This is a genomic window from Cognatishimia maritima (genome assembly GCF_900129685.1).
Classification (GTDB): domain Bacteria; phylum Pseudomonadota; class Alphaproteobacteria; order Rhodobacterales; family Rhodobacteraceae; genus Cognatishimia; species Cognatishimia maritima.
Window position 1 is genome coordinate 165187 of record NZ_FQWM01000003.1, and the last position, 16385, is coordinate 181571.

Here is a 16385-nt window from a genome sequence, read left to right on the forward strand (position 1 = left end):
ATCCCAATGACCGAAACACAGTTTCAATTTAACCCGATGTATGGAAACCCGTTTGCCACGCGGGCGGATGCGGTTGACGCCCTCGTCGCCCTAAGCAAGCCGTTGATGGGACAGTTTTCTAACAGCCGTGGTCGCCTGCGTCTGGGATCTGCAGGCGCACATTTTCCTGAGGAAGCCGCTGACCTTGAAGGGTTGTCGCGCCCGTTATGGGGGTTTGCGCCACTGATGGCCGGAGGCGGGACTTTCGAAGGGATCGAGCTGTTCGTCGAGGGGCTAATCAACGGCACCGATCCATCGCATGGTGACTATTGGGGCCCGCCGCAAGATTTTGACCAAAAAATCGTGGAAAGTGCAGCCATCGGATATGCCTTGGCACTTGCGCCCAATGTATTCTGGGACCCGCTCACAAAGGCGCAGCAAGACAATCTGTCAAATTGGTTGGTCACTTCTCTGACGTGCATTCCTGCGCCCAACAACTGGCACTTCTTTCACGTTTTGGTTTCGCTTGGACTTGATCGCGTGGGCGTGCCCTATGACCGCTCAAGTGTCGAAGATGACCTCGACTTTCTCGAAACATGTGAGATGGAGAAGGGGTGGTACCGTGATGGTCACCAACCCCGAGCAGAGCATTATATCCCCTTTGCCATGCACTTTTATGGCCTCATTCATGCGGCTCTGAGCAAAGACCATGGGCTCGGTGATGAAGCGCGCGCCGAACGATTCCGGCAACGCGCGCGGGTTTTTGTCCCCCAAATCCGACACTGGTACGACAGCAATGGCGCGGGTCTGGCCTATGGACGGTCACTGACCTACCGTTTTGCCCAAGCAGGTATTTGGGGTGCCTTGGCTCTGGCAGATGTTGAGGCGCTGCCTTGGGGTGAACTTCGCGGATATTGGGCGCGGAATATGCGTTATTGGGCAAAGTTGCCCATCGCAGATCGCGACGGCGTTCTGCCAGTCGGCTATGGGTACCCAAACCTTTTGATGAGTGAGAGCTACAATTCTCCCGGCTCACCCTACTGGGCGTTTAAGGCTTTCGCGCCTTTGGCGCTTGGCGAAGATCACCCATTCTGGAGCGAAGGCGAAGCCCCGTATGTCGCGCCCAGCGAGGGCGTAACCTGTCTTGATCAACCCGGTATGATTCACTGGGAGGAACCCGGAAATGCCGTGTTGCTGACCGGAGGACAAGAGGCCTTTGCGATGCGTCAAGGTCCCGAAAAGTATAACAAATTCGCCTATTCGACGCGCTATGGATTTTCGGTCGAAAGCGACCCACGCTGCTTTGCTTCGGGCGTATTTGACAATATGATCGCCTTCTCGGAGGACGGCGCGCATTACCACGTGCGGCGCAATGAAAAGATGGCGAGGATCGGGGCGGACCGCCTGTATTCCGCTTGGTCGCCCATGCCGGGCGTGGACGTGGAAAGTTGGGTTGTTGCAAGGCCACCTTGGCACATCCGCATCCATCGCATTACCACCAATCGAACCGTGATGAGCCGTGAGGGCGGCTTTGCCGTGGAACGCGAAGGATGGCTTCCGCTTTCCGCCGAACCTGCCGTTGCACATCGGACTGAACCCGACAAACCCAAAGAACTGCAATATCGCTTTGCGCGCGTGACGACCAAGACCGACAGATCAGAGATCATCGACCTTGATCTGCCTTGGGTCGAGGCTGGTGTCAAACGATGGGGGCGTGTTCACCATGCTGATCCAAACACCAATGTCATCTATCCCCGCAGTTGGGCCCCTCAGTTGACGGCCGACCTGTCTCCAGGGGAGCATTGGCATGCCGCTGCAATCTATGCCGGGATGGGTGCAGATCGTGATCCCGGCCCACCGCCGTCGCTGCCGAGTTATGAAGAACTCATGCAAGACCGTGAAAATCTACGGGTGATCCCGGTTTGGGATGTAAAATGAGATCGCTGTCTCCTTATGACGCCTCTCCTTGGAGGTTCAGTCATGAGGCCAGCGATGAGGAGCGCGCCGAACAGAACGCATTTCGACGCATATTGCTGGACACTGGCCGCTTTTCCTTTGGCAAGGGGGGCTTCGTGTCACCCAACGCCTATTGGACTGCAAAGTCGGGCACGTTTGGCGACGACTGTATCGTTGCCGCCGGCGTGCGGATTGATGGCGCGTTAGTCGCCGGGGCGCGTTGTTCGTTTAACCTCCATGTCAGCGTCGTAGGCACTGTGCGCATGGGCGATGATGTTCGCATCGCGGCGGGTGCCGGGCTATGGGGGTTCGACCACATCCACGATGACCCAGACCAACCGATTTCATCCCAAGGCGTTGTCAGCAAAGGCATCATGATCGGGAGCGATGTTTGGATTGGTGCAAATGCGACGATTACCGATGGTGTACATATCGGTAACCATGTGATCGTCGCAGCGGGCGCTGTGGTCACTTCGGACGTCCCCGATTACGCCCTTGTCGGTGGCAATCCGGCCCGGATTATCCGAGACCGCCGGACCAAGCCTGCAAAGAAAGCATCAGATGCATTGCAAGACAGTCTTCTCCGCCTTTCCGATCTGGCAGCGTCGGACTGGACAACGATCCTTGCCCGTCACCGCAGCGATGCGCGCGCTGGTTATGTCTACAGCGATCCGCGCAACGATGCCGTCAACCCGATCCGGCCAGATTGTGATGCGGTACAGATTGCCGCGATGTTTGACGCGCAAGCAGACGGACAATTGCGATCTGAGTGGATCGAACATTTCGCAAGCCGCCAAGACGCGGCAACGGGGCTTTTTTCAATTGAGCCAGGAGCTAAGATTTCCAATCTTAACACCCTGACGCCCGATGGTGTGCACGGCTACGACATACTGTGCGTGACTTATGCGCTGGAATGCCTTGGATCAAAACCGCGTCACAGAGTGGTCTGGGCAGATCAGATCATGTTGGAAATCGAGGCACATCTGGCGGCACTTCCATGGGAGGACCGTGGCTGGAAGTGCGGGGGGATTGTTGATGCCATTGGGACGGCGGCTTATGTCAACAACCGCTATTTCGGTGGCCAACCGCATTTGTCGCGCCTGTTTGGTTGGCTTGCGCTCGCTTGCAGGGCGCAAACGGGCCTGTGGTCGCCCGAAACCGATAGCGATATGCTTCAGGCCGTCAATGGCTTTTATCGTCTGACCCGAGGAACCTACGCGCAGTTCGCCCAGCCATTGCCCTATTCAGAGGCTGTTATTGATGCAGTCCTCGCTTATGCTAGAAAACGCCGGTACTTTTCAGGGGCAGATCGTACTGCATGCAACGTTCTTGATATCGTGCATCCCTTGATGCTGGCGGCAAGGCAAACAGACCACCGCGCCGATGATATCACCAGCTGTATCGCGCAAAGCTTGATCGGAATTGAACGCGCTTGGCAGCGCGAGCGTGGATTTGCGTTTTCACCGACAGAGTCGCCAAGCCTTCAGGGGACAGAAATGTGGCTTTCAATCGCAGCACTGGCTGGCACGCATATCGGATGTGCCGATGCCTTGTCGTTTAAGCTTTGTGGAATACATCGTTGGGATGTGCATTGAGAGTGACCATTGGTGTCACCTAAGATACTGTGAACGTTCTATAAATACGTGCTTCTACGATTGCGATTTTGCGCGTATTCGAAAGCTGAGAGTGGCGAAGACTCTGAGTTAGGGCGCCGTACTGCCAATGCCACTTTTAGAATGAAGTTGACAAAAAGACATCTAACTCCTTAATTACCTACTAGTCAGTAATAAGGGAGGTTGGCTATGATAAGGGATATTTTGCGCGCATCTGTGGTGTTGGGGCTTTCCGCTTCGGCCCTAATGGCAGATGGCTGGAAACCGGATCGACCGATTAACATCATTGTGCCTTGGTCAGCAGGGGGATCGACAGATCAGGTCACACGAGTGGTTGCACCGATCCTTGCCGAAGAACTGGGCGTTTCTGTTGTTGTGGTGAACCAACCCGGAGCATCTGGGTCGCTGGGGACCAAATCAGCGCTGGACGCTCCGCGTGACGGTTACACCTGGACGGCGAATGCAATCGCAAATAACGCGACCTATGCTGTCACTGGGATGCTCGAAAACACCTCGATTGACGACTATGAGGTCTACCTTCATGTCGCGAACGTTCCTCTGGTAAGCGTCAACCCAGGATCGGGCTACGATGACTTTGGTGCATTGCTGGAAGCCATGCGTGGTCAAGACGTCACGGTCGGAACGGCGGGTGTGAACTCCTCAGGTGGAATGGCTCTCGCAGCGATTCAAGAAGCTGCTGGCGGAGAGTTTGGCGCTCGGATGGTAAGCTATGACGGCGGAAATCCTGCGGTGATTGCGGCGGTATCGGGCGAAGTCGTGGCAACGACCCAGCTCGCCGTAGAGCAGACAGAGATGGCAAAGGCAGGCAATTTGCGTCCATTGGCCGTGTTGTCAGACACCAATCTTGTCGTCGAAGGTTTGGACCCGGTGCCACCAATCACCAACTGGCTGCCTAATATGGAAATCGCGCCAGATTACTTCGGTGTCTTTATTCCAAAGGGTGCTCCGGAAGAGGTCTATCAGACTGTTAACGAGATTTGGGAGCGTCGGATAATGACGTCGCCTGAATTGCAAGAATATGCATCAAGCCGAGGCGCGGTTTTTGCGCCAAGCTATGGCGAGGAAGCGATCAAGCGAGCGATGCCTGTCGTTATTGCAGAAGCCTGCGCACGAGTGCATCGGGGCGAGGCTGTCCTTGATCCGTCTGAAATCGGCATTTCCTGCGAGTAACAGCAAACCTTTTTTACACCGTGCGTCTATAATGGCCGCACGGTGTTCTTGTATCTAAGAGAGCGGTACGAATGTTAAACATGAAGACGGCTGATCTGGTGTTCGGGCTGATACTTGTCATGCTCGGCTGTGCCTTGACTTGGGGCGGTTTCACAATGGATCGGCTTGAAGTTCGACGCATCCATCCTGCCAGCATTCCGGGTCTTGTACCGATGGGCTTGGGACTACTGATTGCCCTGAGCGGGGTGCTTTTGGTTGCAACAAACATGAAGGTTCGGGCATCCGAGATCATAAGTGTGCAGAAGCCCGGCCTTCTTTTTCAGATGCTCGTTATCTGTCTATTTTATGCGCTTGTGATGTTGGGGCGAATTCCCTTTTTCTGGGCGACGTCCATTTTTATCGCGATCGCGACATTTCGTTTGGGGTCCGATGCGGCGGAAACTGAGACCAGCAGGGGCCCCCTAATGATCAAAGCGGTGCTCTTTGGATTGGTCATGTCGGCTGCAATATCAGCTCTCTTTAGATATGCTTTCTTGGTGCGTCTGCCATGACAAGCACCTTTGATTACCTCTCTGTCGCCCTCTTTGAATTGACCCAGCCAATGATGTTGTTCCACGTCGTTTGGGCGACGGTTCTGGGTATTTTTGTCGGTAGCCTACCGGGTTTGACAGCAACGATGGGCGTCGCCTTGCTGACGACATTGACCTACGGGCTAGAGCGCGATGCAGCCATATTGGTGCTGATCTGCATGTACGTCGGCGCAATCTACGGCGGATCACGCAGTGCGATTTTGCTAAACATTCCGGGCACACCTGCAAGCGCTGCGACCTCGCTAGATGGATATCCACTGGCTATGGCGGGCAAAGCGAAACAAGCGATGACTTTGGCGACCCTTGGATCGGCGCTCGGGACGATTGTGGGCATCGTTTTGTTGGTGCTGATCGCTCCGCCGCTCGCTGCGTTTGCTTTGAAATTCGGTGCTCAGGAATTCTTTTGGCTTGCTGTGTTTGGCATCATTATCTCAGGCCAGCTCACATCCAACGGCAATGCGCTCAAGGGGCACATCGCGGGGTTTCTTGGCCTTGCAGTTGCGATGATTGGTTCGGAAGGCATTCACGCGCATGTTCGTTTCGATTTTGGGTTCCAGCCTCTCTCGGGTGGGATTGGGTTGATACCTGCCATGGTTGGTGTGTTCGGGTTTGCTGAGGTGCTGACAACGATAGCGTCTCGTGCAGGCGTCATTACGGAAACGACCGAGAAGGCGCGCAAAGGCCCCTCGAACGTTTTTAAGCTGTTATCCTACCGCTATACAATTTTCCGATCCGGAGTGATCGGGACCGTTGTTGGGATTTTGCCCGGTGTGGGTGAAGATATCGGTGCTTGGGCGTCCTACGCAGCGGCACGGGCGCGCAGCAAAGAGCGCGAATTGTTTGGCAAGGGTTCAGAAGAAGGCTTGATCGCTGCTGAAACCGGTAATAGCGCCGTCGTTCCGGGCTCTTTAATTCCCGCAATCACGCTTGCCGTTCCCGGGTCTGCCGCGTCAGCGGTGTTGATCGCTGCGCTGTTTATTCACGGTGTTCGTCCTGGACCGATGATCATGATCGACCAACCCGGTTTCATCTACACGGTTGCGATCATGCTTCTGTTGGCGACGGTGGCAATCTTAGTCTTTGGTGTGACCTTGACCCCGGTCTTTGTATCGGTCCTAAAGATTCCAAACCATTATCTGATGCCAATCGTCTTTACGCTTTGCGTGATTGGGCCTTACGCCATTAGCCAACGTCTATTTGACGTCTGGGTCATGGTCGCATTTGGCATATTGGGGTTCATCTTGCGCCAAATGAAATATCCCATGCCGCCCTTGGTGTTAGGCATTATCTTGGGCACATTGCTTGATAAAAGCTTGAGAAGAGGCCTAATCATTAGCGACGGAGATATCCTTCCTTTCTTTACACGACCAATTTCGGCCTTTTTTGTTGTATTGGTTTTACTGGTGGTATTTGGAGGGCTCTTTCGCCGTCGCAAGCAACGCTTTCAAGAGGAGTAAATCAATTGAGTGAGCCGCATGTTACAGTGACCGACTCTTTAAAGACCAAGGGTCGAAAACTTGGCAAAAAGCGGCCTCGCGACGCCAGTGCGTCAAAGGAATTGATCCTCACCGCGGCTCTCATCGAATTTGCTGAAAAGGGCTATGCCGGTGCGCGCGTGGACGAAATTGCGCGCCAAGCGGGCGTTAGCAAACCACTCATCTACGACTATTTTGGCGACAAGGATGCCGTTTACACTGCTGCCCTGCGTGAAGCCTATGTTCGGATCAGGGCAGGGGAAGAGAAGCTAAATCTGGATGAACTCGACCCAATCGAGGCAATTGAGATGCTGGTCAAGTTCACGGTCAAACATTTCCGAGAGAACCCATGGTTCATTTCGATGCTGAACACCGAAAACCTACGCGGTGGGCATACGATCAGAACGTTGGAAGATGCGGCCGGCATTCAGACAAAGCTTCTGGACCAGATCGAAAGAGTCGTCAGCCGTGGCATTCAGGAGGGATTAATGGGGGCCGGTATTTCAGCGGTGGATCTCTATATTAAGATCGCTTCCTTGTGCTACTTCCCAATTTCCAATCGCCACACTTTGGAATCGGTATTCGAGGTAAAAATTGATGACGATTGGCTCGACAAGCACACGCAGGAAATTACCCAAATGGTGCTTGCTTACGTAAGGAGCACGCGCAGTTCGTAAGCCATTCATAGTGTGGTGAATCCTGCGAACACGCACAACTCCAATGACAAGCCGCCGTAGACCTGCATATCTGAGCAATACGCGGCTTGAACCGATGTGATTTTTGGCATCTTGATGGTCGTTGGTCCACACGAGAAACGCTTTGTCTTTAACTGCACGTCGTCAGCGAAAAATCCACTTGCCATTTATATTACTGACTAGTAGGTAATATCAAGACTTTGGAGGATGACATGACAAAAACTCGGAATATTGGCATCATTATGCACGGCGTGACCGGCCGTATGGGTATGAATCAGCATTTGATCCGATCAGTTCTGGCTATTCGCAATCAGGGTGGGATTGCCCTAGATAACGGCGAACAGCTTATCCCTGATCCGATCATCGTCGGGCGGAACGCGGACAAAATCGCGGCCTTGGCGGCGCGTCATTCGGTTGAACGCTACACCACCGATATGGATGCGGCACTGGCAGACCCTTATAACGAAATTTTCTTTGATGCTGCCTCGACGCAGTTGCGCCCGGGGTTGCTGCGCAAGGCTATCGACGCCGGTAAACATGTTTACTGCGAAAAGCCTGTCTCTGAGGGGCTAACCGAAGCGCTTGAGATTGCGAAGTACGCGCGTGAAAAGAATGTGAAGAACGGCATCGTGCACGACAAACTTGATCTGCCAGGGCTCGTCAAACTGAAACGGCTGCGTGACAGCGGCTTCTTTGGCAAAATTCTGTCGGTGAAGGGCGAGTTTGGCTATTGGGTTTTTGAAGGCGACTGGATGCCTGCACAGCGGCCAAGCTGGAATTACCGCGCTGAAGATGGTGGTGGTATGGTGTCTGACATGCTGTGCCATTGGCGGTATGTGCTTGATAACGTGGTCGCTCCGGTCAAGTCCGTGTCGTGCACGACGGCGACGCATATTCCAAAACGGGTTGACGAAGCTGGGCGCGAATATGACTGCACAGCGGATGACGCGGCTTATGCGACCTTCATGCTGGAAGGCGACATCGTCGCCCATATCAATTCCAGCTGGTGCACCCGCGTAAAACGCGATGATCTGGTGACCTTCCAGATCGATGGCACGCACGGGTCTGCTGTGGCTGGCTTGCACTCTTGCTATAGCCAGCACCGCGTCAATACGCCCAAGCCGGTCTGGAACCCGGATGAGCCAAACAAAATGGATTTCCACGCGGGTTGGGAAGAAGTGCCGGACAACGTTCCTTTGGACAATGGCTTCAAAGTGCAGTGGGAGCAGTTCCTGCGTCACGTTGTTGAAGATGCCCCATGGAAATACGACTTGGTCGAGGGTGCCAAAGGCGTCCAATTGGCAGAAGCTGGTTACGAAAGTGCCCGCACCCGTCGTTGGGTCGATCTGCCGGATCTGGACATCTAAGGAGAGTTTTATGGCACAGTTGATATTGCCGACCGCAGGCGGCGGGACTGAATCCTTTACTATCAAGCCAGGGATTGATCCTGCCGCAGTGTCTCCGATTCAACGCGATGTGCGCACGGTCTATGCCGCGGTGCATGTTGTAGTAGACCCGTTTGCCGATAATGCGCCCATGATCGAAGGCGCCGTTGATTGGGATCGCACACTCGCCTTCCGAGAGCACCTGTGGAACCTAGGGTTCGGCGTCGCCGAAGCCATGGACACCGCGCAACGCGGAATGGGTATGGACTGGAATACCTCGCTTGAGCTTATTCAGAAAAGTGTCGCGCTGGCCAAATCTGGCGGCCATCTTGTGGCTTGCGGCGCGGGGACAGATCATCTTGAACCCGGCCCGGATGTCACTTTGGATGACGTCATTGCAGCCTATGAATTGCAATGCGAGGCGGTTGAAGCCGCAGGCGGGCAGGTCATCATGATGGCATCCCGCGCCTTGGCAGCCGTGGCGCAATCGCCCGATGACTATCGCAAGGTCTACGCGCGCATCTTGGGTGGTCTGCAGCGTCCGGCGATTTTGCATTGGTTGGGCGAGATGTTTGATCCAGCTTTGAAAGGCTATTGGGGATCAGATGACCACGATATCGCGATGGACATCTGTTTGGACATTATTGCCGAAAGTGCTTCGAAAATTGACGGCATCAAAATTTCGCTGCTTTCCGCTGAGAAAGAAATCACGATGCGCAACCGCCTGCCGGCCAATGTGCGCATGTATACGGGTGACGATTTTAACTATCCCGAATTGATTGCCGGGGACGAACAAGGCTTCAGCCACGCCCTTTTGGGGATCTTTGACCCAATCGCACCGATGGCTGCGAACGCTTTAAACGCGCTCAGCGCTGGCGATACACAGGCTTTCCTCGCTCAACTGGAACCGACGGTCGCCCTGTCACGCCACATCTTCAAAGCGCCAACACGCTTTTACAAGACCGGCGTGGTCTTTTCGGCCTATCTGAATGGTCATCAAGACCACTTTACCATGCTCGGAGGGCAGCAGGCCGCGCGGTCAATGTTACACTTGGCAGACCTGATCCGGCTGGGCAGCGATGCCGGACTATTCCCCGACCCAGAGATGACCGCCCGGCGCGCCGCCAGCGTATTTGCAACTTACGGTGTGACCCAATGACCGGCGTTTCAGCAAACCGCCTGTCTTTGAACACGGCAACGGTCAAACAACAATGGAACCTTGAGCAGTGTATCGAAGGCTGCGCTCGGCACGGCCTAGGCGGCATTGCGCCTTGGCGTGATGTGCTTCAGGACCTTGGTGTTTCAAAAGCAGCTAAAAAGATCAAAGATGCCGGTCTACAGGTGTCAGGCCTCTGCCGGGGCGGTTGGTACACGGCCGAAGGCGCTTTGACTCAGGCGGTGCTTGACGACAACAGGCGCGCAGTGGATGAGGCCGCTCAAATCGGAGCGGACTGCCTTGTGATGGTAGTTGGCGGGCTGGCCGAGGGGAGCAAGGATATTCAGGGCGCGCGCGCGATCGTCGAAGACGGGTTGGCGCAAACGCTGGACTATGCCCGCTCTGTCGGGGTTAAGATCGCCATCGAGCCATTGCATCCCATGTATGCCGCAGATCGTGCTTGTGTGAATACCTTGAGTCAAACACTTGATATCTGTGATCGTCTCGGCGCAGGTATCGGTGCTGCAGTGGACGTGTACCATGTTTGGTGGGACCCAGACATCCAGGAACAGATCAAACGCGCAGGACAGGATCGCCTGCTGGCCTTTCATGTATGTGACTGGTTGCTTGAAACCAAAGACCTGCTGACAGATCGCGGAATGATGGGCGATGGGGTGATCGATATTCGTGGCCTGCGTTCTGATGTCGAAGCAGAGGGGTTTGCGGGCCTTGTCGAAGTGGAGATATTCTCGGCGGATAACTGGTGGAGACGTGACGCTGACGAGGTGATGCAAGTGATCATCGAACGTGGTGCGTCTGCCTGCTAGTCTGGGGCGACTGGTGGTAAAATTTGCGCGTCAGAGGCGGTCGCTTGAACAATTTGAGCGCCCGCGCCTTACGGTCGGAAGTTTTTTCAAAGCGCAAGTCTTTAACAAGGCTTGGCGACTGACTCGAATGACTTTCGTTTGATGTAATCGACTAGAAAGTCCGCAAAGGTTCGGACACGCCTTGGCAGTGTGCGTCCCGGCGGAAACATGATCTGGAGTGGGATTGGCGGCGGCAAAAAATCTGTTAGGAGTGGGATCAGCCGACCTGCACGCAGGTCCTCGCGCGTGTCGAGCTCGGACTTTAAGATAATGCCATATCCTTTCAGCGCCCATTGCCTCACCAATTCCCCGTCATTGGCGACGCGATTTCCTCTGACAAGAATTTCTTGGCGATTTGGTCCGGTGCCAAACTGCCAAACATTGTCAAGATCGCGGCCAAAACGCATAATCAGGCGGTTGTGATCCTTTAGATCGGAAGGGGACTCGGGCGTTCCATGCGCACTCAAATAGCTTGGCGATGCACAAACGACGCGACGCATTTCATCGATCCTGCGAACCCGCAGCGAACTGTCTGAAACATGTCCAAACCGTATGGCGAGATCAAATCCTTCACCCACAATATTCACATAACCGTCAGCCAAAGATTGCTCGATCATGGCTTGAGGGTGGCGTTCGAGAAATTCAGCAATCGCTTCAGAAATGGTGTTTCGTCCCATGTCGCTGGGTGCACTGATGCGGATCAGGCCAGAAACGGTTTCAGCGCCATAGCGAATGCGGGAATCCAAGTCTTTGACTTCGTCCAGCACCGTCCTTGCGCCCTCCAAGAGCGTGCGCCCTTCTTCCGTTAGGCTAAAGGAGCGGGTCGTTCGATTGAGCAATGTAACCCCATAATGTGCCTCTAGCGCCGCCAGACGCTCACCAAATGAAACAAACAGGTGTACCTTAATCTCTGGGAATTACTTTTGGGCGTTTCGACGCTGGGCATCAATGCTACACCGATGGAAAGCATCGACACGCGCGCGTTGGATGCAGAATTCGGCTTGCGTGAAAAGGGGTACAGCAGCCTTTTCATCGTTACTCTGGGCTACTCCGACTCCGATACGGACTTTAACGCAAAGCTGCCAAAGTCCCGACTGCCATTTAACGAGATCCTGACCGAAGTCTGATCATCTCTCATATCTGAACACGAACGTACCGACCGCGTCTTATGCGGCCGGGCACTATCTCCATCGGTCGCGCCTGCTCAGGGAGGATCGCGCCGCTTCGGCATCGCGATCCGACTTATGTGCACAAAGATATTTCTGAAATCACGCGGCCACCAAATCTTAAGTCCCAAAAAATCCACTTGACTCATATCTATTAATATACTGTGATATATTAAGAAGGTGATGACGTCGATCTGAACTGTGTCTGCAATAGAACTTTGCGATACAAATACCGCTGGAGTGAAGCCGACCTCTGCATCTTCGGAAAATTTGCGATACGACGGGAGGAGCCAGGTTGTATCAGTTTAATTTCGAACCGGTTTTCGGGGCGTTTGATACGCTTTTGCTCGGGGCTTGGTTTACAATTCAGATGTCTTGTATGGCGATGCTATTGGGGCTCGCCGTGTCGGTTGCTGGCGCAATTGGGAAAACATCGGGCATCCGTCTGCTGAATCTGGTGGTCGACATCTATGTCGAGATCATTCGCAACACGCCATTCCTCGTGCAGATCTATTTCATCTTTTTTGGCTTGCCTGCCTTGGGTATTCGTATGTCGCCCAACCAAGCAGCATTGCTGGCCCTGACCGTGAATTTTGGCGCCTATGGAACCGAGATCATTCGGGCCGGGATCAATTCCATTAACCGTGGTCAGATCGAAGCCGCTCAGGCCATTGGCCTTTCGTGGCTCCAAGTCCTGCGCTACGTCGTGATCAAGCCAGCTCTGCGCGCTGTCTATCCAGCTTTGACCAGCCAGTTCATCTTTTTGATGCTTGGCTCAAGTGTGGTATCCGCGATTTCTGCCACTGACCTGACGGCTGCCAGTAACGATTTGAATTCACTGACATTTGCGAGTTTCGAGGTCTATCTGGTGACGACTGCGATTTACCTCGTGATGTCGATTGCCTTCTCGATCGCATTTTCTCTCATTGGGCGCTCTTGGTTCGCCTATCCGGTCAACAGGTAGGAGGCAAAGATGATCCGTGAATTTGGAACAGGCGAAGTCATCTATATCGTACTCGCGATCCGCTGGACGATTGCGCTTTCGTTGATCGCATTCCTAGGCGGTGCGTTAGGAGGCCTGACCGTTGCCCTTGCTCGCGTGTCAGACAACACATCGGCAAGGTTGGCCGCGACGGGCTTTATCCGTTTGTTTCAGGGCACGCCGCTGTTGATGCAGCTCTTCATCGTTTATTTTGGTCTTAATATCGTTGGCCTTCCGACCAGCGCATGGCTGGCTGCGGCTGTAGCACTGACTTTGCATGCCAGCGCCTTTCTTGGCGAGATTTGGCGCGGATGTATCCAAGCTGTGCCGCGTGGCCAGACCGAGGCAGCTGATGCTTTGGCCTATGGTTATGTCACACGCTTGAAGGACGTGATCCTGCCTCAGGCGGCACGGATTGCTGCTGCCCCGACCACGGGATTTCTGGTGCAACTCATTAAGAGCACCTCCCTAGCATCCATTATTGGGTTCACAGAACTAACCCGGGCGGGGCAGGTCATCAGCAACGCGACCTTCAAACCTTTCGTGGTGATCAGCCTCGTTGCTGTTCTCTACTTCATTCTGTGCTGGCCGCTGTCTTTGGCGGCAAAGCGCCTTGAATCCAGATTTGACCGGGCCGTCGCACGTTAACCGCGCGGCCCAAATGCAACCGCTACACCATTTAGGAGGAGAAACATGGTACTAGCTAAAACAAAGGGCCTGATCGCAGCATCAGCCGCGCTCGCGTTGAGCGTTCTCGGTGCGCAGCACGCCGCCGCCGACAGCATTTCCGACATTCAAAACGCAGGTTCGATGAAGGTCGGCATGCTTGTGGACTTTCCGCCAGTCGGGTTCATGAATTCCGACAATGAACCAGATGGGTATGATGCCGATATCTCGGCGATGCTGGGTGAGAAACTGGGTGTGGATGTGGAAATCGTGCCGGTCACAGGCCCGAACCGCATCCCTTATCTGTTGAGCGGTCAGGTTGACTTGCTGATTTCGTCGCTTGCAATCACACCCGAGCGTGCAGAAAAAGTCGATTTCAGCGAGCCCTATGCAGCCGTGCGCATTGGCATCTTTGGCCCCACTGATTTGGATATCTCAGATGCAGATGATCTGCCGGGTCATGTGATTGGTGTAACTCGGGCAAGTGGTCAGGATGCGACGCTGACAAAGATCGCGCCAGAGGGCACGAACATTCGCCGCTTTGACGATGATGTCAGCGCAGTGCAGGCGCTGCTGAGTGGCCAAGTTGAGGCGATTGGCGTGTCAAACATCGGCATGAAGCAAATTCATCAGATTGCGCCAGGCAAATTCAACGAGAAGTTTGAGATGAACCGCTTCATTCTGGCGCTTGGTGTGCACCCGGATGATGATGCAATGATGGACTATGTGAACACTTTCCTGGGCGAGATCAAAGCCAGCGGTCAGTTGGAAGCCACCTACCAAAAGTGGTTTGAGGAATCCCTGCCTGACTTCTCTGGTGTGGTCACCAAGTGAGCGCAAAGGACACATCCATGAACATGGTCCCAACAAAACCTGAGCCTGCTTTGCAGGCTCAGACACTGCCTGCTATCGAACTGCAAGGTCTTGAGAAATGGTACGGCGCTTTTCAAGCACTCAAGAACGTGGATTTGACCGTACAATCTGGCGAAAAGATTGTTATTTGCGGACCCTCTGGATCAGGCAAATCGACGCTGATCCGGTGCATCAATCAGCTTGAGGAGATTCAAGGCGGTACCATTCGTGTTGATGGCAAGGCCCTGACAAATGATCCCAAAAGCGTTCGAGCGGTCCGGCGCGAAATTGGCATGGTGTTTCAACAGTTTAATCTGTTTCCACATATGACTATCCTTGAAAACTGTATTCTTGGCCCGATCAAAGTGGCAGGTGTCCCACGGGCTGAGGCCGAAGAGATCGCACACGAATATCTAAAGCGCGTCCGTATTCCCGAGCAGGCCAACAAATATCCGGCACAGCTTTCTGGCGGTCAGCAACAGCGCGTTGCCATCGCGCGGGCACTTTGCATGCGCCCTAAGGTGATGCTTTTTGACGAACCCACCTCGGCCTTGGACCCTGAAATGGTCAACGAGGTGTTGGATACGATGATCGATCTGGCCTCTGACGGGATGACAATGATTTGCGTAACCCATGAGATGGGGTTTGCAAGGAAGGTCGCGGATCGGGTGATCTTTATGGATCACGGTGAAATCATTGAAGAAAACGACCCGGAACAATTTTTTGAAGCGCCGCGTCACGAGCGTACGCGCAGTTTCTTGGGTCAAATTGCATAAGAAGGAAGCTGTCATGTCTGATATCGCAGAGCTTGAAGCTGCTGAAAATGCGCGTTGCAATGCGCTGATGAACAATGATGTCGACGGGCTAGCGGCGATGCTGGCTGACGATCTGGCCCATGTTCACCTGAACGGGAATGTTGATGGCAAAGATGCCTATCTGGCCGGTGTCCGGGATCGCTTTCGGTTTTTATCCGTGCGGCGGGACAATCTGCAAATCCGTGTGATTGGGGACACGGCCGTGATGATTGGGGATTTAATCCAGCAAACGAGAACGCTGGAGACGAATACCGACTTTGACATCAAAGCGGTCACGACCCAAGTCTGGGCAAGGCAAAACGGCAAGTGGACCTTGAACACTTGCCATAATGCGCTACCGGCTTAGACCTCCGAGAGATTTTGCCCGGATGGATTTATGTCAGAGGACGCATGACTTGAGAGCGAAAGGCCGGCCTCTCGCTTAGCCTTTTGTACCACCGTTCAAGGTTTTTAAGTTCTGGTCGATCAATCTCAAGCGCATGCCAACGGTAGGCCGCGCATCCAATAGGGATATCGGCCATGCAAATGTGGTCTCCCAGAAGGAATTTCTTTCCCTCAAGTTGGGCATCTATCATCGACAATAGCTTCACTGATCGGTCATGTGCGTCCGCCAATAGCTGCGGATCACGTTCTGCGACGGGCGTCCGGATCAGCTGCAGGAAGACGGTCGACACTGCAGCATGCAAACTGGTCAGGGACCAGTCCATCCACTGATGGGCGAGGCCCTGTTGTTTCGCGCAGCTTGGCACCCAAGTAGCCGTGTCATATTGCAGGCAAAGATACCTTACGATGGCATTGGATTCCCAGATTGTGAAATCGCCGTCAATCAACACCGGGATTTGGCGGTTTGGATTGAGCGACAAGAACTCTGGCGTTTCGATGCCACCAAATTCTCCGCCCATGTCGACGCGTTCAACATCGAGCCCCAATTCAGCGGCGCACCACATCACCTTTTGGACGTTGATCGAATTGTTGCGGCCTAGAACCTGAATCATAAG

General features: G+C 54.0%; 17 protein-coding genes. 15 read left to right on the top strand and 2 right to left on the bottom strand.

What is annotated here, in order from left to right:
* Positions 1-6: 6 nt before the first annotated feature.
* From BUA39_RS09330 to BUA39_RS09370, 9 genes are all read left to right on the top strand, one after another.
* Complete coding sequence (locus BUA39_RS09330; RefSeq protein WP_072792940.1) at positions 7-1917, top strand: DUF2264 domain-containing protein; 1911 nt, start codon at positions 7-9, stop codon at positions 1915-1917.
* Positions 1914-3530, top strand: coding sequence for an acyltransferase (locus BUA39_RS09335; RefSeq protein WP_072792941.1), 1617 nt, complete (start codon positions 1914-1916; stop codon positions 3528-3530). Before BUA39_RS09330 ends, BUA39_RS09335 begins: the two co-directional genes overlap by 4 nt.
* Positions 3531-3737: 207 nt before the next feature.
* Complete coding sequence (locus BUA39_RS09340; RefSeq protein WP_072792942.1) at positions 3738-4739, top strand: Bug family tripartite tricarboxylate transporter substrate binding protein; 1002 nt, start codon at positions 3738-3740, stop codon at positions 4737-4739.
* A gap of 71 nt (positions 4740-4810) precedes the next feature.
* The gene (locus tag BUA39_RS09345) at positions 4811-5290 is read left to right on the top strand and encodes a tripartite tricarboxylate transporter TctB family protein (RefSeq protein ID WP_072792943.1); all 480 of its coding nucleotides are present in this window, start codon (positions 4811-4813) and stop codon (positions 5288-5290) included.
* Positions 5287-6786, top strand: a complete 1500-nt coding sequence (locus BUA39_RS09350) for a tripartite tricarboxylate transporter permease (protein WP_072792944.1) — start codon at positions 5287-5289, stop codon at positions 6784-6786. Before BUA39_RS09345 ends, BUA39_RS09350 begins: the two co-directional genes overlap by 4 nt.
* A 5-nt stretch (positions 6787-6791) precedes the next feature.
* Positions 6792-7481, top strand: a complete 690-nt coding sequence (locus tag BUA39_RS09355) for a TetR/AcrR family transcriptional regulator (protein ID WP_207546213.1) — start codon at positions 6792-6794, stop codon at positions 7479-7481.
* A gap of 230 nt (positions 7482-7711) precedes the next feature.
* Positions 7712-8866: a Gfo/Idh/MocA family protein gene (locus BUA39_RS09360; protein ID WP_072792946.1), complete on the top strand. Its 1155-nt coding sequence runs from the start codon at positions 7712-7714 to the stop codon at positions 8864-8866.
* A gap of 10 nt (positions 8867-8876) precedes the next feature.
* Positions 8877-10043: a dihydrodipicolinate synthase family protein gene (locus tag BUA39_RS09365; protein WP_072792947.1), complete on the top strand. Its 1167-nt coding sequence runs from the start codon at positions 8877-8879 to the stop codon at positions 10041-10043.
* On the top strand, positions 10040-10867 hold the full coding sequence (locus tag BUA39_RS09370) for a sugar phosphate isomerase/epimerase family protein (RefSeq protein ID WP_072792948.1): 828 nt from the start codon (positions 10040-10042) through the stop codon (positions 10865-10867). Before BUA39_RS09365 ends, BUA39_RS09370 begins: the two co-directional genes overlap by 4 nt.
* A 101-nt stretch (positions 10868-10968) precedes the next feature.
* On the opposite strand, the gene BUA39_RS09375 is transcribed toward BUA39_RS09370, so the two are convergent.
* Positions 10969-11814 (bottom strand): LysR family transcriptional regulator, encoded by an 846-nt coding sequence (locus BUA39_RS09375; protein WP_084604872.1) that lies wholly within the window; start codon positions 11812-11814, stop codon positions 10969-10971.
* Between BUA39_RS09375 and BUA39_RS09380 the strand changes: the two genes are divergently transcribed.
* The 6 genes from BUA39_RS09380 to BUA39_RS09405 all read left to right on the top strand — a co-directional run bounded on the left by BUA39_RS09380 (position 11803) and on the right by BUA39_RS09405 (position 15733).
* The gene (locus tag BUA39_RS09380; protein ID WP_131814592.1) at positions 11803-12033 is read left to right on the top strand and encodes a nitroreductase family protein; all 231 of its coding nucleotides are present in this window, start codon (positions 11803-11805) and stop codon (positions 12031-12033) included. The two genes, BUA39_RS09375 and BUA39_RS09380, sit on opposite strands and share 12 nt — an antisense overlap.
* A gap of 334 nt (positions 12034-12367) precedes the next feature.
* Positions 12368-13036 carry an amino acid ABC transporter permease gene (locus tag BUA39_RS09385; protein WP_072792951.1) on the top strand — a complete coding sequence of 223 codons (669 nt, stop codon included), beginning with the start codon at positions 12368-12370 and terminating at the stop codon, positions 13034-13036.
* A gap of 9 nt (positions 13037-13045) precedes the next feature.
* A complete protein-coding gene (locus BUA39_RS09390) occupies positions 13046-13702 on the top strand; it encodes an amino acid ABC transporter permease (RefSeq protein ID WP_084604874.1) in 657 nt (218 codons plus the stop codon).
* Between the two features lie 45 nt (positions 13703-13747).
* Positions 13748-14554: a transporter substrate-binding domain-containing protein gene (locus BUA39_RS09395; protein ID WP_072792952.1), complete on the top strand. Its 807-nt coding sequence runs from the start codon at positions 13748-13750 to the stop codon at positions 14552-14554.
* Positions 14555-14571: 17 nt separating this feature from the next.
* A complete protein-coding gene (locus BUA39_RS09400; RefSeq protein ID WP_278246307.1) occupies positions 14572-15348 on the top strand; it encodes an amino acid ABC transporter ATP-binding protein in 777 nt (258 codons plus the stop codon).
* Positions 15349-15361: 13 nt separating this feature from the next.
* Positions 15362-15733, top strand: coding sequence for a nuclear transport factor 2 family protein (locus BUA39_RS09405; RefSeq protein WP_084604876.1), 372 nt, complete (start codon positions 15362-15364; stop codon positions 15731-15733).
* Between the two features lie 28 nt (positions 15734-15761).
* Here the strand turns inward: BUA39_RS09405 and BUA39_RS09410 are convergent, their stop codons facing one another.
* Positions 15762-16382 carry a glutathione S-transferase family protein gene (locus BUA39_RS09410; RefSeq protein ID WP_072793043.1) on the bottom strand — a complete coding sequence of 207 codons (621 nt, stop codon included), beginning with the start codon at positions 16380-16382 and terminating at the stop codon, positions 15762-15764.
* Positions 16383-16385: the final 3 nt, after the last annotated feature.

What these genes read in the sequence shown, in the direction of transcription:
- BUA39_RS09330 (WP_072792940.1), top strand. Translation starts at nt 7, where the DNA reads ATGACCGAAACACAGTTTCAATTTAACCCGATGTATGGAAACCCGTTT.
- BUA39_RS09395 (WP_072792952.1), top strand. Translation starts at nt 13,748, where the DNA reads ATGGTACTAGCTAAAACAAAGGGCCTGATCGCAGCATCAGCCGCGCTC.
- BUA39_RS09365 (WP_072792947.1), top strand. Translation starts at nt 8,877, where the DNA reads ATGGCACAGTTGATATTGCCGACCGCAGGCGGCGGGACTGAATCCTTT.
- BUA39_RS09360 (WP_072792946.1), top strand. Translation starts at nt 7,712, where the DNA reads ATGACAAAAACTCGGAATATTGGCATCATTATGCACGGCGTGACCGGC.
- BUA39_RS09340 (WP_072792942.1), top strand. Translation starts at nt 3,738, where the DNA reads ATGATAAGGGATATTTTGCGCGCATCTGTGGTGTTGGGGCTTTCCGCT.
- BUA39_RS09350 (WP_072792944.1), top strand. Translation starts at nt 5,287, where the DNA reads ATGACAAGCACCTTTGATTACCTCTCTGTCGCCCTCTTTGAATTGACC.
- BUA39_RS09400 (WP_278246307.1), top strand. Translation starts at nt 14,572, where the DNA reads ATGAACATGGTCCCAACAAAACCTGAGCCTGCTTTGCAGGCTCAGACA.
- BUA39_RS09370 (WP_072792948.1), top strand. Translation starts at nt 10,040, where the DNA reads ATGACCGGCGTTTCAGCAAACCGCCTGTCTTTGAACACGGCAACGGTC.
- BUA39_RS09390 (WP_084604874.1), top strand. Translation starts at nt 13,046, where the DNA reads ATGATCCGTGAATTTGGAACAGGCGAAGTCATCTATATCGTACTCGCG.
- BUA39_RS09345 (WP_072792943.1), top strand. Translation starts at nt 4,811, where the DNA reads ATGTTAAACATGAAGACGGCTGATCTGGTGTTCGGGCTGATACTTGTC.
- BUA39_RS09410 (WP_072793043.1), bottom strand. Translation starts at nt 16,382, where the DNA reads ATGATTCAGGTTCTAGGCCGCAACAATTCGATCAACGTCCAAAAGGTG.
- BUA39_RS09405 (WP_084604876.1), top strand. Translation starts at nt 15,362, where the DNA reads ATGTCTGATATCGCAGAGCTTGAAGCTGCTGAAAATGCGCGTTGCAAT.
- BUA39_RS09335 (WP_072792941.1), top strand. Translation starts at nt 1,914, where the DNA reads ATGAGATCGCTGTCTCCTTATGACGCCTCTCCTTGGAGGTTCAGTCAT.